24 protein-coding genes are annotated in these 17,788 nt (G+C 67.3%); 13 read left to right on the forward strand and 11 right to left on the reverse strand.

Annotation, left to right across the window (positions count from 1 at the left end; translation table 11 throughout):
• Positions 1 to 56: 56 nt before the first annotated feature.
• The 4 genes from RWQ91_RS06165 to RWQ91_RS06180 are packed head-to-tail and all read left to right on the forward strand — an operon-like array spanning position 57 to position 2,357.
• Entirely contained in the window at positions 57 to 287 is a 231-nt protein-coding gene (locus RWQ91_RS06165) for a hypothetical protein (protein ID WP_314503643.1), read from the forward strand.
• Positions 288 to 300: 13 nt separating this feature from the next.
• Entirely contained in the window at positions 301 to 1,347 is a 1,047-nt protein-coding gene (locus tag RWQ91_RS06170) for a serine hydrolase domain-containing protein (protein ID WP_314503644.1), read from the forward strand.
• A 32-nt stretch (positions 1,348 to 1,379) separates the two neighbouring features.
• A complete protein-coding gene (locus RWQ91_RS06175; protein WP_314503647.1) occupies positions 1,380 to 2,087 on the forward strand; it encodes a hypothetical protein in 708 nt (235 codons plus the stop codon).
• Positions 2,088 to 2,144: 57 nt separating this feature from the next.
• Positions 2,145 to 2,357, forward strand: coding sequence for a hypothetical protein (locus tag RWQ91_RS06180; protein ID WP_314503652.1), 213 nt, complete (start codon positions 2,145 to 2,147; stop codon positions 2,355 to 2,357).
• Between the two features lie 29 nt (positions 2,358 to 2,386).
• Here the strand turns inward: RWQ91_RS06180 and RWQ91_RS06185 are convergent, their stop codons facing one another.
• The 4 genes from RWQ91_RS06185 to RWQ91_RS06200 form a co-directional block, all read right to left on the reverse strand.
• Positions 2,387 to 2,842 (reverse strand): SRPBCC family protein, encoded by a 456-nt coding sequence (locus RWQ91_RS06185; RefSeq protein ID WP_314503654.1) that lies wholly within the window; start codon positions 2,840 to 2,842, stop codon positions 2,387 to 2,389.
• Between the two features lie 72 nt (positions 2,843 to 2,914).
• Positions 2,915 to 3,310, reverse strand: a complete 396-nt coding sequence (locus tag RWQ91_RS06190; protein ID WP_314503656.1) for a DUF302 domain-containing protein — start codon at positions 3,308 to 3,310, stop codon at positions 2,915 to 2,917.
• Positions 3,307 to 3,690 (reverse strand): cupin domain-containing protein, encoded by a 384-nt coding sequence (locus tag RWQ91_RS06195; RefSeq protein ID WP_314503657.1) that lies wholly within the window; start codon positions 3,688 to 3,690, stop codon positions 3,307 to 3,309. Before RWQ91_RS06195 ends, RWQ91_RS06190 begins: the two co-directional genes overlap by 4 nt.
• Complete coding sequence (locus tag RWQ91_RS06200; protein ID WP_314503660.1) at positions 3,687 to 4,616, reverse strand: alpha/beta hydrolase; 930 nt, start codon at positions 4,614 to 4,616, stop codon at positions 3,687 to 3,689. Before RWQ91_RS06200 ends, RWQ91_RS06195 begins: the two co-directional genes overlap by 4 nt.
• A 303-nt stretch (positions 4,617 to 4,919) precedes the next feature.
• On the opposite strand from RWQ91_RS06200, the gene RWQ91_RS06205 reads away from it, so the two are divergent.
• Complete coding sequence (locus tag RWQ91_RS06205; protein ID WP_314503662.1) at positions 4,920 to 5,366, forward strand: GNAT family N-acetyltransferase; 447 nt, start codon at positions 4,920 to 4,922, stop codon at positions 5,364 to 5,366.
• A 49-nt stretch (positions 5,367 to 5,415) separates the two neighbouring features.
• Here the strand turns inward: RWQ91_RS06205 and RWQ91_RS06210 are convergent, their stop codons facing one another.
• The 3 genes from RWQ91_RS06210 to RWQ91_RS06220 form a co-directional block, all read right to left on the reverse strand.
• Positions 5,416 to 6,117, reverse strand: a complete 702-nt coding sequence (locus RWQ91_RS06210; RefSeq protein ID WP_314503666.1) for a DUF664 domain-containing protein — start codon at positions 6,115 to 6,117, stop codon at positions 5,416 to 5,418.
• Positions 6,118 to 6,281: 164 nt separating this feature from the next.
• Positions 6,282 to 6,638, reverse strand: a complete 357-nt coding sequence (locus RWQ91_RS06215; protein ID WP_314503670.1) for a PRC-barrel domain-containing protein — start codon at positions 6,636 to 6,638, stop codon at positions 6,282 to 6,284.
• A 134-nt stretch (positions 6,639 to 6,772) separates the two neighbouring features.
• Positions 6,773 to 8,779 carry an ATP-dependent helicase gene (locus RWQ91_RS06220; protein WP_314503674.1) on the reverse strand — a complete coding sequence of 669 codons (2,007 nt, stop codon included), beginning with the start codon at positions 8,777 to 8,779 and terminating at the stop codon, positions 6,773 to 6,775.
• A gap of 210 nt (positions 8,780 to 8,989) precedes the next feature.
• On the opposite strand from RWQ91_RS06220, the gene RWQ91_RS06225 reads away from it, so the two are divergent.
• The 5 genes from RWQ91_RS06225 to RWQ91_RS06245 all read left to right on the forward strand — a co-directional run bounded on the left by RWQ91_RS06225 (position 8,990) and on the right by RWQ91_RS06245 (position 12,778).
• Complete coding sequence (locus tag RWQ91_RS06225) at positions 8,990 to 9,532, forward strand: DUF4396 domain-containing protein (protein ID WP_314503677.1); 543 nt, start codon at positions 8,990 to 8,992, stop codon at positions 9,530 to 9,532.
• A 111-nt stretch (positions 9,533 to 9,643) separates the two neighbouring features.
• The gene (locus tag RWQ91_RS06230) at positions 9,644 to 10,162 is read left to right on the forward strand and encodes a TetR family transcriptional regulator (RefSeq protein ID WP_314503680.1); all 519 of its coding nucleotides are present in this window, start codon (positions 9,644 to 9,646) and stop codon (positions 10,160 to 10,162) included.
• Entirely contained in the window at positions 10,159 to 10,881 is a 723-nt protein-coding gene (locus RWQ91_RS06235) for an ABC transporter ATP-binding protein (protein WP_314503682.1), read from the forward strand. Before RWQ91_RS06230 ends, RWQ91_RS06235 begins: the two co-directional genes overlap by 4 nt.
• Positions 10,878 to 11,630 (forward strand): ABC transporter permease, encoded by a 753-nt coding sequence (locus RWQ91_RS06240; RefSeq protein ID WP_314503683.1) that lies wholly within the window; start codon positions 10,878 to 10,880, stop codon positions 11,628 to 11,630. The genes RWQ91_RS06235 and RWQ91_RS06240 overlap by 4 nt, the downstream gene beginning before the upstream one ends.
• Positions 11,631 to 11,770: 140 nt before the next feature.
• Entirely contained in the window at positions 11,771 to 12,778 is a 1,008-nt protein-coding gene (locus tag RWQ91_RS06245) for an SRPBCC family protein (protein WP_314503685.1), read from the forward strand.
• 86 nt (positions 12,779 to 12,864) lie between these two features.
• Here RWQ91_RS06245 and RWQ91_RS06250 read toward each other — a convergent pair whose 3' ends face one another.
• Positions 12,865 to 13,068: a hypothetical protein gene (locus RWQ91_RS06250; RefSeq protein ID WP_314503688.1), complete on the reverse strand. Its 204-nt coding sequence runs from the start codon at positions 13,066 to 13,068 to the stop codon at positions 12,865 to 12,867.
• A 243-nt stretch (positions 13,069 to 13,311) separates the two neighbouring features.
• Between RWQ91_RS06250 and RWQ91_RS06255 the strand changes: the two genes are divergently transcribed.
• Positions 13,312 to 13,998, forward strand: a complete 687-nt coding sequence (locus RWQ91_RS06255; RefSeq protein WP_314503690.1) for an HAD family hydrolase — start codon at positions 13,312 to 13,314, stop codon at positions 13,996 to 13,998.
• 33 nt (positions 13,999 to 14,031) lie between these two features.
• On the opposite strand, the gene RWQ91_RS06260 is transcribed toward RWQ91_RS06255, so the two are convergent.
• The 3 genes from RWQ91_RS06260 to RWQ91_RS06270 all read right to left on the reverse strand — a co-directional run bounded on the left by RWQ91_RS06260 (position 14,032) and on the right by RWQ91_RS06270 (position 15,929).
• Entirely contained in the window at positions 14,032 to 14,781 is a 750-nt protein-coding gene (locus RWQ91_RS06260; RefSeq protein WP_314503693.1) for an ABC transporter permease, read from the reverse strand.
• 85 nt (positions 14,782 to 14,866) lie between these two features.
• Entirely contained in the window at positions 14,867 to 15,376 is a 510-nt protein-coding gene (locus tag RWQ91_RS06265; protein WP_314503696.1) for an isoprenylcysteine carboxylmethyltransferase family protein, read from the reverse strand.
• An 88-nt stretch (positions 15,377 to 15,464) separates the two neighbouring features.
• Entirely contained in the window at positions 15,465 to 15,929 is a 465-nt protein-coding gene (locus tag RWQ91_RS06270) for a hemerythrin domain-containing protein (protein WP_314503699.1), read from the reverse strand.
• 171 nt (positions 15,930 to 16,100) lie between these two features.
• Here RWQ91_RS06270 and RWQ91_RS06275 point away from each other — a divergent pair, with 171 nt between their 5' ends.
• Positions 16,101 to 16,832 carry a hypothetical protein gene (locus RWQ91_RS06275; protein WP_314503700.1) on the forward strand — a complete coding sequence of 244 codons (732 nt, stop codon included), beginning with the start codon at positions 16,101 to 16,103 and terminating at the stop codon, positions 16,830 to 16,832.
• Between the two features lie 133 nt (positions 16,833 to 16,965).
• Positions 16,966 to 17,787: an aquaporin gene (locus RWQ91_RS06280; protein ID WP_314503703.1), complete on the forward strand. Its 822-nt coding sequence runs from the start codon at positions 16,966 to 16,968 to the stop codon at positions 17,785 to 17,787.
• Position 17,788 lies beyond the last annotated feature (1 nt).

Genomic DNA, 17,788 nt, shown 5'->3' on the forward strand with positions numbered 1-17,788 from the left:
GTGCCGCGCCACACCCGGGTCCGCCCCGGAGTGTCTCGGCCGACAGGGCGTTCGTCGTGAAGATCGACGATTGGTGGCCGCTGGTCCAGCCGTCCACCCGCGCGTGGCTCATCGACCACAACGGCGAGGCACTTCCGCCCCGGATCGTCGCCGATATCGCCTGGACCGGTGCACCGGTGAACACCGCGCAACCGTGGATCGAACGCAGCAGCCCCGCGGGCTTCTTCCTCGCGGCGGAGGCTGTCGACTGGATCGAAGCCGCCGCGAACGGGGAAGACCCGGAATGACCCGGCCCCTCGCATGATCTCCCTCGCTTCCGAGACGCTGGACGCGGCGGTCCTGGCGGAGTCGTTCACGGGTGTGCTCACCATCGATGTCGGCGAAACGCGCACGCTCGAGCGCTGCCACGGGTTCGCGAATCGTGCCCTTGAGGTTCCGATTCTCCCGAGCACACGCATCGCGGCGGCCAGCGGCAGCAAGGGTTTCACCGCGCTCGCGATCATGCGTCTGGTCGAGATGGGCGTCCTCGGCCTGACGGATCTCGTGCGACCGATTCTCGGCCAGGACCTGCCCCTGATAGATGGCGCAGTGACGATCGAACACCTGCTGACTCACACCTCGGGTATGGGCGATTACATCGACGAAGACGGCGATGGGGGAATCGACGACTACATCTTCTCCACTCCGCTGCACGAGCTCGCCGAAACCGAGGCGTTCCTGCCCGCCCTCGACGGCTTCCCCCAGAAGTTCCCGCCGGGGGAGCGGTTCTCGTACTGCAACGGCGGGTACGTGGTGCTCGCGTTGATCGCGGAACGGGCGAGCGGCCAGGGCTTTCACGAGCTTGTCCGAACCGAGGTCTGCGATCGCGCGGGGCTCGTCGATTCCGCCTTCCTCCGCTCCGATGACCTGCCGGCGGATGCCGCGCTCGGCTACCTGGACGAAGACAGCAACCGCACCAACGTGCTCCACCTCCCTGTGCAGGGCAACGGCGACGGTGGCATGTACTTCACCGCCGACGACCTGCATCGATTCTGGACGGCGCTGCTGGAGGGCCGGATCGTCTCGGATCAGACGGTGGCGGAGATGATCCGCCCCCGGTTCGACGTGCCCTCAGAACGGAAGCGGTACGGGATGGGCTTTTGGCTGGGCAGCCGGAACTCCTCGCTCGTTCTCGAGGGGTACGACGCCGGCGCGTCGTTCCGAACGACCCATATCCCCGAGAGCCGGACGACGGTCACCGTCCTCGGCAACAGCTCCGAAGGCGCGTGGCCGGTGATCGCCGCGCTCGCAGATGCCATCGATGGGACCGTTCGAGGAAAGTTCCCGGACGAGCACGCGTCCTTATAGGCGGTTTCCGTCCTCGTCGGTATCTTCGTGACATGTTGTCGGCTCTGGTGTGGGGCGCGCTCGCCGCATCCTCCCTCGTCATCGGTGCCGCCCTGGGAGTCGTCAGACGATGGAACACCCGCCTGATCGGAGTCGTTCTGGGCTTCGGCGCGGGAGCGCTCATCTCCAGCGTTTCCTTCGAGCTCGTTCAGGAAGGGCTCGCTGCAGCCGGAGGCCTGCCCGTCGCACTGGGGCTGGCCGCGGGCGCTCTTGCATTCTTCTTCGGCGACCGGGGCGTGGAACGCCTGGGCGGCAGGTCCGGCGCGAAGGCTGCAGGAATGCCCCTGCTCTTGGGCGCGTTCCTGGACGGCGTACCCGAACAGGCAGTCCTGGGCATCGGTCTTGCTGCCGGCGAGGGGGTGAGCATCGCCTTGCTCGTGGCGATCTTCGTATCGAACCTCCCCGAGTCCATCGGGTCCGCCACGGATATGCGGGCAGCAGGTACCAAGTCCCGGACGATCATCTTGGGATGGACCCTCGTCGCTGCCGTGTGTGCTCTGTCCACGGTCGGCGGGTACGTGCTCTCCGCCCTCGTCGGCGATCGCTTCACGGGCGGCATCGACGGCTTCGCGGCCGGCGCACTCCTTGTCATGCTGGTCAGTGCCATGATCCCGGAAGCGACCAGGAAGGCGGGCAACATCGCGGGCCTCGCCGCGGTACTCGGGTTCGCCGTCGCGGCGGGACTGTCCGCAGTTGCGTAACCGCGAAAGCTGATCCGCTCGACCGGGGCTGCACACTGCGCTGCTAAGTTCAGCGCCATGCGAAAGCTCTGGCCGTGGGTGATGATGGCCGGCGGTGCCCTCGTCTTCATCGCGTTCGTCGTCTGGTTCGACGATGCGGACTGTGGATCCGACCGCGATTGCGGCTATCTGGTGGGGCTCGCCGTCCAGTTCTGGACTCTCCTCGCCCTGGGTATCGGTCTCATCGTCGCCGGCATCATCCTGCGGTCGAGGTACACGCGAAACCGATAGGCCGACCACGCGGCCGGCCCGGTGGCGCGCTATCCGAAGGACGCCGCGAGGGCATCGAGGGTGGCGGTCCGTTCCTTCTTCGCGATCCTGCGAAGTACGGGGCCGGCCAACCGGTACATCCCGTACGTGCGCAACGAGGCGTGATGATGGACCACGGTGGCGCTGCCGTCGCTCACCTCGAGCCTGTAGGCGGGCCAGCCTTCCAGCTTGAGCTTGCCGGCCTTCGATTTGCTCCACCAGTGGTACACCAGGGTGCCGGGCGGCTGGAAATCGACGATCTCACCTGGAGTGGGACCGTAAGAGGTCTCGTCAAGGTAGGTCGTGCCCAGGGCCGGCGCGCCCGAGGAGGTCTGACGGGTGCGACGAAGCATGCTCCCGGTGTTCGGCATCCACTCGCTGTAAGCATCGATGTCGGCCAGGCGAGCGAAGACGTCCTGGATCTCGCCCTCGATCCTGCGGGTCAGCTCGAACTCGATGACGCCCATTTCTTGAGGATACGACTGCGGATGCCGCAGCGCATCAGGTCACCTTGGCACCGCGGACGTGGCGTGTTCCTGTCACGCGCTGATGGACTCCACGAGCTCCGTCATCAGCGTCGAGAGTGGCTTCATCGGCAGCGTGCTCTGGTCAAGCGAAAAGCGGTGAGCGAGTTCTTCCGGGGAGATGAAGGCCGCGGTTGTCACGCCGCGCTCGTCCCAGAGGAGGATGCGAAGGGGAAGATCGATGCCGACGAGCGGGTTCTCCTGCATCAAGCTCGTCCCGACGATGGGATTCCCGAAGAGCACGACGACCTCATCGTTCAGTTGAAGTCCGGCATCCCGCGCCCCTTGGGCATGGTCGATCACGGCGAAGAGCGTGATGCGACGCTCGACGAGCTGGCGACGCAGGCGCTCGAGGACGTCGCGGACCGTTCCCGTGCACTCCTGCGTGACCAGCCCGTCGATCACGGTCACTTCGTCTCGAGGGTGGAGACCGGTTTTCCGATCTCGACGATGTATGTGGAGAGCATGCGTCCCGTGTCGGGGCCGAGGTCGGTGGCGTTGTGGGGCACCCCCGGCGGGATGAGGAAGCCGTCGCCCGCGTTGAGGATCTGAGTGGTGCCGTCCTCACGCTCCATGCGCACCCTGCCTGCGACGATGAAGCCGACCTCTTCTCCCGGGTGATGGTGCCACCCCGATGAGACGTCGACGGGGATCTCGGTGAGGACCTGGACGATGTCTCGACCGGGGATGGAGGAGGACGTGTGCTGGATCTCGGTGCGCTTGAGCACGCCCCGCAGCTCGTCGGTGTCCTCGGAGATGCGAGCGGCGGCGGGGGTCGTCGAATCGGTCATGTTCGTTCCTTTCGTTGGGGTGAGGAGGGGGGCCGGTGGGACCCGTCGAGAAGGCTCAGAAGTTCTTCAGCCACCAGGTCAGGTTGGTCTTCGACGAGGAAGTGGCTGGCGTCCAGTCCTCGTCCGCGCACCTCCTGAGCCCAGGGGTGCCAGACCTCGAGGACGTCTCCGTACAGCTTCGGAAGCGCACCGCTCGCGCTCCACAGGACGAGGGTGGGACAGGTGATGTGCTTTCCGGCGGCCTTGTCGGCGTCGTCGTGCGTGCGGTCGATGCCCGCCCCGGCGCGGTAGTCCTCGCAGATGCCCTCCACGACCGTCGGGTCATCGAGGAGGGCACGGTAGGTCGCCATCAGTTCCGATGGATAGTTCCCCTGTTTGCGGCCCAGTCCCAGTGCGCGGACGTGGAGGTCGAAGAACGCGTCGGGGTTGGCGTTGATGAGCGCTTCGGGCAGCGGTGCCGGCTGGGCGAGGAATGACCAGTGCCAGTAGATGAGCGCGAGTGCCGCGTCTGCGCGTGTCCATACCTCGCCGGTGGGCACGACATCGAACGCGGCTACCGCAGTGATCCGCTCCGGGTTGTCCAGCGCCATCCGGTAGGCGACCCGGCCTCCGCGGTCATGCCCCGCAACCGCGAACTCGTCGAAACCGAGAGCGTCCATCATCTGCACAAGGTCGCTGCTCAGCGCTCTCTTGGAGTGCGCGGAGTGGTCGGCCGTGGGCGTGGGGCGGAAGGAGGAGCCGTACCCGGGAAGGTCGGCGACGACGACGGTGTGCTCAGCGATCAGCGCATCGACGACCGCATGCCACATGACGTGGCTCTGCGGATACCCGTGCAAGAGCAGAACCGGCGAGCCGGTTCCGCCGATTCGCGCGAAGAGCTTGCCCCGCTCGGCATCCACGAATCGATCCACGAATCCCTCGAACATCACTCCTCCTTCCGTTCCGCGTCGCACCGAGTGACACGGCGCATGTGCCTCAGTTGCTGCCGGTGGTGGCGTCCGCGGCTTCGCGGATCAGGTCGACGAGCTTCGCCGCTTCGGGGATCGCGACGGTGTGCGACCTCGACAGCGATGACGACACCAGCCACCGTCGGGTCCTGGCCGTCCTCACCTACCTCGACCAAGCCCACTGACGCGTGCGCTGACCGTTCGGGTCTTCGCCCGTGGGGCGCTGTGCCTTTGATCCGTCTGTGAATCCCCGATGTCCGCGCCGGCCACTACCGTGCGGTCATGAGCAATCTTCGACTCGTCGAGCTAGACGCCGACAACCTCGCGGCGGCGATCAGCATTCCGCCCCAGATGGGGGAGAAGGCCTACGTCGCACCTGTCGTCGTTTCGATCGCCGAGGCGTATGTGACTCCCACCGCCTGGCCGCGACTCATCGTGGACGATGAGGAAGTGGTCGGCTTCGTCATGGCCAATTGGGATCCGGACAACGACATCCCTGAGTTCCGTGGCGGCATCTGGAGGCTGAACGTCGCTGAGCAGGCGAAAGGGCGCGGTGTCGGGCGATTCGCGGTCGAGAAGATCTGCGAAGAGGCGCGGAGGCGCGGCTACGACAAGATCACCGTGCTCTGGGACCCATCCGACGACGGACCAGAGCAGTTCTATCTCAAAGTCGGGTTCGCAAGGACCGGCGAGTTGTTCGGCGAGACCGTCGGCACCCTGGCGGTGTAGTCGACGAGCGCGGGCTTCCGGCTCGGCATTCTGCGGCGCGAGCGGGTGGTCAGCGCTGCATCTCGCCGAGGGCGGCGAATCTGATCATGTGAGCCTGGCCGGCATGCAGGGTGTACTCGTGGACCATCTTGAGCAGGGACCACCGGAGTGTCCGGCCATGCCCCCGCCCTCGAGTGTCGAGCGACGCGCACGCCGCGATGGCGGCATCCGATCGTCGCATCTCCGCCATCCACCCTCGGATGTCATCGTTCACGCTGTCCAGCGTTCCCCCGCCGAAGTCGTCTTCCCCGTAGAAGTTTCGCTCGCCCTCGCCGCTCAGGCCACACCCGAGGTAGCCGGCCTCCATCTGGCGCATGTGCCGAACGAGGCCCAGAACGGAAAGTTCCACCGGCGGGACCGACCACTGCAGCGCCTGCTTCGCCGACAGGTCGCGCAACTTCCGGAGGAACTCGTGGCGCTGGTAGGCGAGCCACGCAAGCAAATCGTCGCGCTCGTCACCGGTGTCATCCGGCTCTCTTCGCCGCGTGAGATCGGCGCCCGCGAGAGCGGGAAGCGTCGCCGTGTCCTCACCGCGCGAGTTTTCCCGAGGCTCGGCATCCGACCAGTCCCGCTGCAGCCCGATCGCATCCGTGAGTGCTTCGACCGAATCGGCGAGCTCGTCCAGCTCGGCGCCCGTCAGGGACGGCAGCGAGGCCGCCAGACGACCGACCAGCGCGAGCGCTTCCGACTGCACGGGATCATTCGAGCTCACCCGACAATTCTCGGCCGCTCACGCGATGATCGCCAGTACCGTCGAACCTCACGCGCACCGGATCGACCGGCGTCGGTTCCGTCTCTCCGGGCGGCCAGATCTTGTCCAGCACGCTCCCGGCGGTCCAAGGCAATATGAAGCGTACGCACGCGGGTGCTCTGCGATCAGCGGTAGAACTCGCCGTAGTAGGTGCCGAGACCGTCGCGGTGCGCTGAGCCGTCAAGGGCGGCTTCATCGATCTCGGGGGAGTTCTTGATCTGCTCCTTGGTGAGATCGATGTACACCTTCCTCTCCCCGTCGTCCACGCGATGAATCGTGCCGGCGGGAAGGATCACCTTCCGGCCGAAGATCCATCCTCCGGTGTCGACCACGATGCTGCTTTCGTCGACGGCGTTGCTGGCGTCGTCGACCTCGCCGATGTCGCCGTCGGTGGCGTGTACGCGGTAGCCCACGATGGTGCCCGATTCCGCGGCACGAGCCGCTGAATCCCGGAAGTTCCAGGCGTCCCATGAAGTAGACATTCTGTTCCTCATCTTGTTCTCGTGGCGCGACGCGCTTTGCGTCCTCAGTTGCACGATATGACGATGCCGCCAGGCCCACCACACATTTGCCTGATCCTGCGATGCCGGAGCTACCGGCACGGAGTTGCCTGAGCTCAGGCGAAGAGCTCGTCGAACGCGTCCATGCGCACGCGGGGCGCAGCGACGGCCCGGTGGGCGGCGGGCTCGGCGGTGACGGCGACGGTGCTGACCGACTCCATGAGACCGCGAGCGGACTCCCTCAAGAACCTGCTGGGTTTGGCGGCGACGTGCCGGGCCAGGAACGCAGTGGGATGCGTGGGCAGTTGCGACGGCACGTACACGTCGAGGGCATCCCGGGCGCGGGTGAGGGCGACGTAGAAGAGGCGCTCCTCCTCCGCGAGGCCGGCCGGCGAGGTGAGCGCCATGTCGGAGGGCATCGCGCCGTCATTCGTGCGCAGGAGGTGCACGGTGTCCCATTCCAGGCCCTTGGCGGAGTGGATCGTGGACAGTGTCAGCCAGTCCTCGTCGAGATGTGGCGGCTTCGCCCAGTCGCCCGCGACGTTGACCGGGTCGATCGCCTGCTCGCTCACGAATGTGCGCAGATCGCGTTGCTGCGCGGCGGCCTGAGCGATGCCGTCCACTTCGGTCACCCGACGGTGCCAGTCGGGGTAGTGCGCGCGCAGCAGCGGGTCCACCGCGCCGCGGCATGCCTCGACCAGCTCCGGCACGGCGGTCGTGGAGTCCACGGAGCCGAGGAGCGAAAGCGTCGCCGCAAGCCCGGTGCGAGCCTTCGCCGGAGCGGCCGCGACAGCGTCGGCCGTGCGATCCGGGCCTCCGTCCGCGAGGATCCCGGCGAGTCCGCGCGCACTCGCTTTGCCGATCGCTCGGTGCCGGGTGAGCAGGCGGTACCACGACACCTCGTCCGCCGGATTGAGCACCACTCGAAAGCTCGCCAGCAGGTCGCGCACATGCGAGGTCTCCAGATAGCCGATCCCGCCGAACTTGTGGAACGGGATCCCTCGTACCTTGAGCTCGACCTCGAGCTGCGCACTGTGCGATCCCGTGCGCATGAGCACGGCCTGCGAACGCAGCGGAGTGCCATCGACGTGCGCGGCGAGGATGCGGTCTGCGATCGTGCGGGCCTCGTCGTCGGCGTTGCGGCAGGTGACCAGCGTCGGCCGGGCGCCCGGCTGCGGACGGTGCGCGACGAGGCGAAGTCTCAGTTGCCCCGGGCGCACCTCGTTCGCGAGGTCGAGGATCGGCTGCGTGGATCGGAAGTTGGTTTCGAGGCGCACGAGAGTGGCGTCGGGGTACGCCTCGACGAGGTCGAGCAGGTGCCCGGCGCTCGCACCCCGGAACGCGTAGATCGCCTGGGCGTCGTCACCGACGACCGTGAGCCCGCGGCCGTCGGAGCTGAGCCCGCGAACGATGTCGACCTGAAGCTGGTTGACGTCCTGGTACTCGTCCACGAGCACCCAGTCCCATCGCGCCCGCAGCCGTGCTCCGATATCCGGATCAGTGACCAGCGCGCGCCAGGCGATCAGGAGGTCATCCAGATCGAGCAGGCCGCGCTCGCGCTTGCGGTCGCGGTAATGGCGCAACAGGCCGGCGATCGCGTCGGCCTGCTCGAGCGCCCACGGGAACTGAGCTTCGATGACGGCCCGGGCGGGGGTCGCGGTGTTGATCGCGCGGGAGGCGATATCGGCGATGGTCCGCGTCGTGGGCAGCCGCACTTCCGTTCCGTCGAGTCCATGCTCCGCGCGCAGCAGGTCGATCAGGTCGATGACGTCGTCGGGATCGATGACCGTGACGTCCTCCAGCCCCAGGTGCTGTGCGTGCTCCGCGACGATGCGGTGCGCGACGGCATGGAATGTGCCCCCGGCGATGCGCTGTGCGGCGCGCGCGTCGCCGCACATCACCGCAGCTCGAGACAGCATCGCGGATGCCGCGCGCCGCGTGAACGTCAAGAGCAGGATCCGCTCGGGTGCGACCCCCGCCTCCAGCAGCCTCGCGACGCGTGCGGTGAGCACACGGGTCTTCCCGGTGCCGGCACCCGCGGCGACCACAAGCGGTCCATCGCCATGCTCGACGGCCTCGAGCTGTGCCGGATCCAGCCCAGCGAGCGCATCGAATACTGTCACGCACGTGACGGTATCGGGTGCTCCGGACACTGAGCGATCACGGCCGGAGTCCTGGGTGGGTCGGGATTGCCATCGTCATGATCCATCGGTGAGGATCGTGATCATGCAGGAGCTTCGGCGATGACCATGGACCATGCCGATGAGCACCACCACGATGCAGACGCGTCAGCGCACGACGCCACTCCGGCAACCGTCCGGGAACAGAGGCGCATGGCGGCAAGCGCAACGCTCCACTGCTTGACCGGGTGCGCGATCGGCGAGATCGTGGGCTTGATCATCGGCACGGCCCTTGGGCTGTCGACCGGCTGGACGGTCGTGATCGCGATCGGACTCGCCTTCGTGTTCGGCTACTCCCTCTCGACTCTTCCGCTGCTCCGAGCGGGCATGGCTTTGGGCGCCGCGCTGAGCCTGGTTCTGGCGGCGGACACCCTGTCGATCGCAACGATGGAGGTCGTCGACAACGCCGTCATGGCGCTGATCCCCGGGGCGATGGAGGCGGGCCTGGTGAACGTCGTGTTCTGGGTCGGGATGATGATCGCGCTGACCGTGGCGTTCTTCGCCGCCTACCCGGTCAACCGGGCGCTGCTCAAACGCGGAAGAGGCCACGCCCTCACGCACGCGCACCACGCCGCCACCGTCCCGACTGGCGCGCGCCGGTTCATTCCCGCTCTCTCACCCGGACTGCTCGTCGCCATCATCGTCAGCTTCATGCTCGGCGGACTTCTGGTGTCCACCGCGGCCACGTTGCAGTGAGGCGGCAGGCCGAGGTCGGGCGCCATGCTCGGCGATGCTCCCTTGCCAGCGAAAGTGTTAGTCACTAACATAAGCTGCATGGACAGAGCGGCTCGTACTCATTCCGCGCTGTTGCGCGCCGCCCTCGAACTCTTCGACGAGCGGGGCTATGACGCGACCACCGCAGCGGCGATCGCCGCACGTGCCGGTGTGACCGAGATGACGTTCTTCCGCCACTTCCCGTCGAAGGACGCGGTGCTGGTGGACGATCCCTACGATCCGCTGATTGCCGAGGCGGTGGTCCGCCAACCCGCCACTCTGTCGCCGATGGCGGCCGTGATCGCCGGTGTGCGAGAAGCATGGCAGGCGGTTCCGGCGCCGGCGGCGGTCGAGGTGCGCGATCGCCTGCGCGTCGTATCCCGCACGCCGTCGCTGCGGGGAGCGCTCGCGCGCAACAGCGCGAGCAGTGCCGATGCAATCGCGGCGGCCCTGCAGTCGCGAGGGGTCCCGACTTCTGACGCGCGGATCGCGGCCGCCGCGATGATGGGCGCCCTGAACGCAGCGCTGCTGGAGTGGGCGGATGGTGACGATTCCGAACTCGGTTCCGCTATCCATGACGCGCTCCGCGTGATCGAGGGCGGCCGAGCATGATCGCTTCGGTGCTGTCAGCGCAGGCCGTGACGCGCACGTTCCGCGATGGGTCCGGGGTCTTCGACATCGATCTGGACCTGCATCCTGGGCAGATCACCGCGCTGGTCGGCCTCAACGGCGCCGGCAAGTCGACTCTCATGAGACTGCTGCTCGGGATGCTGCGTCCCCACGCCGGCCGGGTGATGCTCGCCGGCGAAGCGATGGACAGATCGCCGTCCTCGGCGTGGGCGCGCGTAGGACACCTGGTGGAATATCCGCTCGCGTACGCCGAGCTGTCGGTGCGCCGCAATCTGCAGCTGAGCGCGCGGATGCGCAGGGTTGCCCACATCGACGCTGCGGTCGCGGCGACCGTGGCGGAATTCGCGTTGGAGCCCTACATCGATCGGCGGGTTCGCGCGTTGTCGCTGGGGAACCGGCAGCGGGTGGGATTGGCGGCCGCGCTGCAGCACGACCCGGACATCATCGTCCTCGACGAGCCGACGAATGCGCTGGATCCGGCAGGGGTCATTCGGCTCCGGGAAAGCCTGCTGAGGCGAGCGGGGGACGGCGCGGCGATCCTGGTGAGCAGCCACCACCTCGACGAGGTCGCCCGGATCGCCGACCGCATCGCCGTGATCAACGCCGGTCGACTCATCTCCGATCTCGATCCCGCAACCCATGAGATCGAGCGGGCGTTCTTCGAGGTCGTTCGCCTGGACGACGCGATGGGCCGGAAGTGAGGCCGGCGATCTGGGCCGAGACGGTCAAGCTGAACGCCTCGACCGTGGGCAGGGTGGGATTCGTCGCGATCGTCGTCGGCGTCGGCATCCTCAGCGGGGCGATGCTGCTGGCTGCATCCTCCGGTGACGCGCAGCTGCTGGCGAAACTCGGCCCGGCCGCGACAGGAGATTGGAGCGGGTTCCTCCTCGCGGCGGCGCAGATCACCTCCGCGGGTGGGCTGCTCGGTTTCGGCGTCGTGCTCTCGTGGATGTTCGGCCGTGAATTCGGCGATGGCACCATCACCGGGCTGTTCGCACTGCCCGTCCGCAGGTCCACGATCGCGCTGGCGAAGCTGATCGTCTACGCGGGCTGGGCGGTGGCAGCAAGCCTCGCCCTAGCCGGCATGCTCCTGGTCGTCGGACTTGTTGCGGGGCTGGGCCCGGTCATGCTCCAGGACTGGGCCGCGCTCGGGCGCCAGGTGCTCCTCGGGGTGATGACCGCCGCGATCGCTGTCCCGGTGGCGTGGGCTTCAACTCTCGGACGGTCCGTCCTCGCCGGCGTGAGCATTGCGATCTCGCTCGTCGTCGTGGCGCAGATCTCCGTCCTCGCCGGGGTCGGGGGCTGGATGCCGCTCGCCTCGCCGGCGTTGTGGGCTATCTCCGCCGGCGCGGCGGCCACCCCTCTGCAGCTGCTTCTGGTCGTGCCGTACGTCGGCGTCTTCGTCCTCCTGACGGCGGCGGCGTGGCGAGCCTGCCAACTCGACCGCTAGATCTCGTGGTCCCCATCTGCCACGCCTGCCATCGGTCGGCCGCAATTGCAAGGGGGTACCCGGACAGCCGAACGTTTTGATTCGGTATCCGCGGGCCTGCACACGCGCCCGAAGCACACCCCGATGCGGAGGAAGAAACCATGAGTACGAAGGTCGAGAAGAGGATCCTCGTCAACGTGCCGCTGAGCGTTGCCTACAACCAGTGGACGCAGTTCGAGGAATTCCCGCAGTTCATGAGCGGCATCAAGTCCGTCACGCAGCTCGATGACGAGCACTTGGAGTGGGTCGCCGAGATCGCCGGCGTGCGCCGGAAGTGGAAGGCGAGAATCGTCGAGCAGGTGCCGGACGCGAAGGTCGCCTGGGCCGCGACCGAGGGGGCCACCAACGCCGGCTCGGTCACGTTCGAAGACGTCGGCGGTGGCCAGACTCAAGTGCATCTTGTTCTCGAATACGAGCCGGAAGGTCTCGTCGAGAAAGTCGGCGACAAGCTCAACGTCGTCGAGAACCGGGCCGAAGGCGACCTCGATCGATTCAAGGCGTTCATCGAATCGGAAGGGTATGCCAGCGGTGCGTGGCGCGGGACAGTCGGGAGCCGCACCGAAGGGGAGCCGGGGATAGAGAGCGCCGCCGCGTCTCGTGGTGACAGCGGCACCGCAGGCATCTCCGGCAAGGTCGCAGCCGGCGTCGGCCTCGCCGCAGCCGGTGCTGCCGCCGCTGTCGGCGTCGCCGCCAGCAGGCACAACCGCGACGATTCCCCGGACGTCACCGTCGCCTCTGTCCCGCGTGAGAGTGTGTCGGAGACATGGGATGCGTGGAGTTACCGGCAGACCGCGCGTCCGACACAGGGCACGCGCAATCTGGTCGGCTACGAGGTGAATGCACGCGATGGCGACATCGGCAAGATCGATGAGGCCACCGATGAAGTCGGCACGAGCCGCCTCGTGGTCGACACCGGTCCCTGGATCCTGGGCAGAAAAGTGATCCTCCCCGCGGGGACCATCGACCGCGTCGACGACGTGGACCGCAAGGTCTATGTCGACCTCACGAAGGACCAGATCAAGAACTCCCCGGGGTTCGATGAGGACACCGCGTTCGACGACGCCTCCCAGGGTCGCCTCGGCTCCTACTACGGCGAGTTGTACCGGTGACCGCCGGGCTGCCCGGCTTTCGGGCCGGGTAGCCGAAGGCACCGCATCCGGAGCGGGCGGCTCCTTCGCCGGCGCCGCCCCTCTGGTCAGCGGCTCTCGCGGACATCCACCCCATCCGCCGACAGCGGCCGCAATTCTCTGCGCGCGTGCCTCAGCAGAACGATGGTCACGATGGCCAGGGGGCCGTTGACGAGCCCCGGCGCGCCCACCCACAGCGATCCGGTGCCGACTGCGTACGCGCCCCAGAGGCATGCGTTCATCAGCAAGAGCAGCTGAGAAGACGTGGACACGCCCCTGAGCTCCTCGCAACGCCGACGGCATCTCCACACGAGAGCTGCCTGCGGCCACCAGAGGACGAACGACATGAGCGAGGCGACGAACCCCACGATCTCGATATACCCGCTCACGACGCATCACCTCCTTTGGCCGTGCCGTGTGCAGAGAGGAGTGTGCGCGCCGCTCGGGCGATACATGAAGACGGGCCGAACTGCCAGCCCGTCGACTTCCGGTGAGGATGCCGTTTGCCTGTGCACATGACGATGAGTGATGACGACCGCGTCGCTGTTCTTCTGGACATCGATGGCACCTTGGTGGACTCGAACTATCTGCACATCGACGCGTGGGACCGAGCGTTCGTGGCGACGGGGCACCCCGTTGAGATGTGGCGGATTCATCGCGCGATCGGCATGGATTCCGGCAAGCTGATCAAACGGCTGCTCGGCGAGGAAGCAGCCGAGGTGGCGGAGGCGGTGCAGAGAGAGCACGCCCTGCTGTACAGCCACATGACCGATCGTCTTCGGGTGATCAAGGGGGCACGCGAACTGCTTCAGGAGCTGTCGAGAAGAGGGCACGTCGTGGTCCTCGCGACATCGGCACCCCAGGATGAGCTCGAGGATCTGCTCGATGTGCTCCACGTGGACGAGGCGATCGATGCGGTGACGTCGGGCGAGGACGTCGACGCCGCGAAGCCCGACCCCGGTCTGATCCAGATCGCGCTCGAGCGAGCATCCGTGCCCGCCCGGCGGGCAGTGATGATCGGCGACTCGGTGTGGGATATCGAGGCTGCGGCACGGGCGCGCGTGGCGAGCATCGGAGTCCGGACCGGGGGATACAGCGCAGAAGAGCTCCTGGAAGCCGGTGCCGCGGCCGTCTACGACGACGTCGCTCATCTGCTTGCGGAGCTCGATCGAAGCCTCCTCTCTGCACAAGCGCAGGAGTGAGTGCGTACGCTGGCGGGATGCTGCCTAGGACGACTATCCCGCGCCCAGCGGCTGTCGTGCGACGCGGCCGGTCAGCCGCAGCAGGATGACGCCGCTCAACGCGCCGGACGCGAGTGCGCCGGCGAGGACGACGATCTGGAAACGGCCGGCGTCGAACGGCGAGGCGCCGGCGAAGATCGCACCGACGAAAGCTCCGGGCAGCACGACCAGGCCGGTGGTGCGGGTCTGATCCAGGGACGGAAGCAAGGCGGTCTGCACCGCCCCCCGTGCCAGTTCTCGGGTGGATTCCCACGGCGTCGCCCCGAGAGCGAGCCACCCCTCGACCTGATCCCAGTGGTCACGGATGGAGGTGCGGTAGATCCGCTGCGTCAGGATCGTGATGGTCATGGTGTTTCCGATGATGATGCCGCCCAGCGCGAGCGCGTAGCGGGGGGCGAACTCGATCGCGCCGGTGGCGAACGCCACCGTCATGACCACGACGGGTCCGATGAGCATCGAGAGGAACAGCGGGCCGACCTCGCGCAACCGCGTCCCGGAACGCCGAGCGGCAGTCCACACCGCAGCGAGGAACATCACGCCGAGACCGACCGCCACCCAGGCGGGCGTGGTGATGATCCCGGCCAGGACCAGGCTCAGCGCCGCAAGCTGAAGCGCCGCCCGAGCCAACGCCGAAACGACAGCCCACTTGCCGGGGACCCGCAAGGCGGCGAGCGAGACGGTGGCGATCGCGGCGAGCAAGACCACCGCCGCGCCGGTCATCAGCCAAGGCATCCACGCGTCCATGGACCCGACCCTAGGTCACGACGTCGGCGCGCAGCGGGTGCTCCGCAGGGTCACTGCCACTCGGCGGGTACTCGACCGGTGCTGCTCACCTCCGCCAGGGTGTCAGCCGCGGCCACCATCCCGGGACGTTGCGCCGGTAGTCGACGTACTCGTCGCCGTAGGTGCGGGTGAGAGTGGGCTCCTCATAGCCCTTCACGAACGCGACGACCGCGGCGAGGACGAAGCCCGCGTAGAGCAGCAGCCACACGCTGCCGAACAGAACCGGCTGTCCCAGGATGATCGCAAGCACCGCAAGGTACATCGGATTGCGCACGAAGCGGTACACGCCGATCACCACGAGCGTCTGGGTGGGAGCGACAGGGGCCGGTGTTCCGCGGTGCACGGCGAACAATGCGAAGGCGTATAAGAGGAAGGCGGCACCGGTGGCTATCGTGAGCCATGCGATGGGCACAATCACCCACGCAGGGCCGCCCCAATCGTGCAATTGCCAGCCGCTGATGACCCAGGGCATGAAACCCGCGACGATTCCCGGTGCGAGAACGAGGAACGTGATCGTTCCGATCCACGCGCGCGCGCTCGAGGCCGACGTCGCCACGAGCACCAGGCTAGCCCCGACGAATCCCGAAAGCAGCCGGAGACCGGATCGCTCACGCCGACCTTCAGGACGTCGTCGTGTGGTGCTGTCAGAGCGGGCCGAAGACGGCGGCCGCCTCAGCGTCCAGCTCGAGCTTGTCGAGCAGCGGTTCCAGTTCGCGTTCCTCGAACCGGAAGTGCGATTCCATGATCGCGGCGAGACCCTCCAGATGACCCGCAAGCAACCTGGATGAGTCGCCGGACCGCACAGCCCTGTCGAGTCCGGTCAGAAGGGAGGCGATCATGTCGTGGTCTTGCCGGAGCATGCTGACGACGCGTGCTGCTTCCGGATACTGCTCCACCAGGGCGGGAAACAGCAGCGCGTCCTCGCCTCGGTGATGGCTGTCGAGGGCGAGGCAGAAGCCGTGGCAGTAGAGCAGGAGATCGCGCGAGGCGTCCGCCGCGTCCGCGCCATCGCGCGCGGCCTCGAGCGCCGCCAGAAGTGCGAGACGGAGTCGTTCGTGAACCTGGAGAAGCTCCCGTCGCCATGCGACGAGCCTCGGGATGTCGCTCACGCGACGATGTCGGTACGAGCTCTCATGGTGACCGCCTTGTTCGAGCGCAATGTGACCACGGGGTTACGAGCGCGCCTCCAGCCTAATCGGCAGAAATGCGCGCGAATGCGCCACGATGGTGCGTACGGGTGCGCCGGGCGGCGGCATCCCACCTCGCGAAAGAAGGACTCCATGGCTGAACGCAAGCGAATTCTCTCTGCCGGTGTCGGGGCGCTCGTGGTCACGGGCATGGCGCTCGCGGGTTGCGCGAGCTCGGCGGGTGGCGCCACCTCGGCGTCGCCGTCGTCGCAGGCGACGATCGAACCGGATCCGGACTTGGGTGCCGCCTGGCTCGACAGCGGCCGGATGGTCGGCCTCGTGACCCTCGGCAGTTCCACCTGTGTTCCCCGGGTCGCGGATGAGGCGCAGTACACCGATGACACTCTGCACGTCGAGCTCGCCGCGCCGGCGGCGGACGAACCGTGCACGTCGGACCTGGTCCCGCGAGTGACCCTCGTCGACGTCCCGAAGGACGTCGACCCCGAAAAGGCCCTGCAGATCGAGGTCACCGGTGACGAGTACTTCGGCGTGGTCGAGCTCGACGGGGTTGCGGGCCTGGACCCGTCCGGTGAGACGGACTACGAGCCGAGCGCGGGCTGGGCGACCACCAAGGGTCAGTTCGTGATTCTGACGTGGGGCTCCTCGACGTGCATCCCCGAGATCCAGGATGTCGCGGCAACCGGCCCCGCGGAGGTGACCGTCACGTACGTGACGCCGCCGAGCGAACAAGTGTGCACGATGGACATGGTCGGTCGCGGGGCTGTGACCGCGGTCAACGACCTCGAGGACGACAGCGACGTCGTCGCGATCCTCACCAAGGGAGGGTTCCTCGGTCTGAAGGTCCCGATCTACGGCACCAACTGATGCGGTCTGTGCCGTCAGACGAGTCGCCTTCGGCCACAGCCGGACGGACTTGCTGAGCCGAATGAGTCGGGTCTAGGCTCGCGCCGAGCGGACGTCCGGCTGGGCGCTTGTACTCCACTCGCAGGGAGTGACGATGGCGCAGGATGCACGATCGACGGCGCGCGGCCGGTTCGAGCGGTGGTTCGAGGTCGAGGTCGTGGATCCGATGGCCGATTTTCAGAACCCGCGGCAGGAGTGGCGCCGACTCGCCTCCGAGCTGTTCGGCACGTTCTTCCTCGTTCTCGTTGCCGCAGGCGGCGGAATGATGAGCCAGGCCTTTCCCGAGACGATCAGCAGGCAGGCCGCCGTGGTCGCCCCCGGGCTCATGGTGATGGGGATCATCCTCTTCATGGGAAAGGTGTCAGGCGCACACCTGAACCCCGCCGTCACGTTGGCCTTCTCGCTCCGGGGTGATTTTCCCTGGCAGCGAGTGCCCGGCTACATCCTGGTGCAGCTTGCCGGCGCCACGCTAGCGGCATGGTTCCTGCATGCGGTCATCGGCGTCTCCGCCTCGTACGGGTCGAACTACCCTGCCGAGGGCTACAGCTCGCTGCAGGCGTTCTGGATGGAGACCGTACTCACGCTGGGCCTGGTGAGCGTGATCCTGGGCACCGCTTCGGGAGCGCAGAACATCGGCATCATCGGCGCGATCGGCGTGGGAAGCTACATCGCACTGGCAGGCCTGTGGGGGAGTCCGATCTCGGGCACGTCGATGAACCCCGCGCGGACGTTCGGTCCGGATCTCGTGTCGCTGGACTTCACTGACTACTGGGTCTACGTGGCAGGGCCGCTTGCCGGCGCGGTTCTCGCGGTCGGATTCGCGTTCGTGCTCCGCGGTTATGGAGGGGGCCGCAGCGGATCCGCCGCCGCGCAAGGGGCCCTGAGGACCGAAGTCACCCGCCCCGGCCAGGACTGAA

Source organism: uncultured Microbacterium sp. (assembly GCF_963524805.1).
Taxonomy (GTDB): Bacteria; Actinomycetota; Actinomycetes; order Actinomycetales; family Microbacteriaceae; genus Microbacterium.

Excerpts from the sequence above, each read along its gene's own strand:
- RWQ91_RS06170 (WP_314503644.1), top strand. The coding sequence starts at position 301 with ATGATCTCCCTCGCTTCCGAGACGCTGGACGCGGCGGTCCTGGCGGAG.
- RWQ91_RS06175 (WP_314503647.1), top strand. The coding sequence starts at position 1,380 with ATGTTGTCGGCTCTGGTGTGGGGCGCGCTCGCCGCATCCTCCCTCGTC.
- RWQ91_RS06180 (WP_314503652.1), top strand. The coding sequence starts at position 2,145 with ATGCGAAAGCTCTGGCCGTGGGTGATGATGGCCGGCGGTGCCCTCGTC.
- RWQ91_RS06185 (WP_314503654.1), bottom strand. The coding sequence starts at position 2,842 with ATGGGCGTCATCGAGTTCGAGCTGACCCGCAGGATCGAGGGCGAGATC.
- RWQ91_RS06195 (WP_314503657.1), bottom strand. The coding sequence starts at position 3,690 with ATGACCGATTCGACGACCCCCGCCGCCGCTCGCATCTCCGAGGACACC.
- RWQ91_RS06200 (WP_314503660.1), bottom strand. The coding sequence starts at position 4,616 with ATGTTCGAGGGATTCGTGGATCGATTCGTGGATGCCGAGCGGGGCAAG.
- RWQ91_RS06205 (WP_314503662.1), top strand. The coding sequence starts at position 4,920 with ATGAGCAATCTTCGACTCGTCGAGCTAGACGCCGACAACCTCGCGGCG.
- RWQ91_RS06215 (WP_314503670.1), bottom strand. The coding sequence starts at position 6,638 with ATGTCTACTTCATGGGACGCCTGGAACTTCCGGGATTCAGCGGCTCGT.
- RWQ91_RS06225 (WP_314503677.1), top strand. The coding sequence starts at position 8,990 with ATGGCGGCAAGCGCAACGCTCCACTGCTTGACCGGGTGCGCGATCGGC.
- RWQ91_RS06235 (WP_314503682.1), top strand. The coding sequence starts at position 10,159 with ATGATCGCTTCGGTGCTGTCAGCGCAGGCCGTGACGCGCACGTTCCGC.
- RWQ91_RS06245 (WP_314503685.1), top strand. The coding sequence starts at position 11,771 with ATGAGTACGAAGGTCGAGAAGAGGATCCTCGTCAACGTGCCGCTGAGC.
- RWQ91_RS06255 (WP_314503690.1), top strand. The coding sequence starts at position 13,312 with ATGACGATGAGTGATGACGACCGCGTCGCTGTTCTTCTGGACATCGAT.
- RWQ91_RS06260 (WP_314503693.1), bottom strand. The coding sequence starts at position 14,781 with ATGGACGCGTGGATGCCTTGGCTGATGACCGGCGCGGCGGTGGTCTTG.
- RWQ91_RS06275 (WP_314503700.1), top strand. The coding sequence starts at position 16,101 with ATGGCTGAACGCAAGCGAATTCTCTCTGCCGGTGTCGGGGCGCTCGTG.
- RWQ91_RS06280 (WP_314503703.1), top strand. The coding sequence starts at position 16,966 with ATGGCGCAGGATGCACGATCGACGGCGCGCGGCCGGTTCGAGCGGTGG.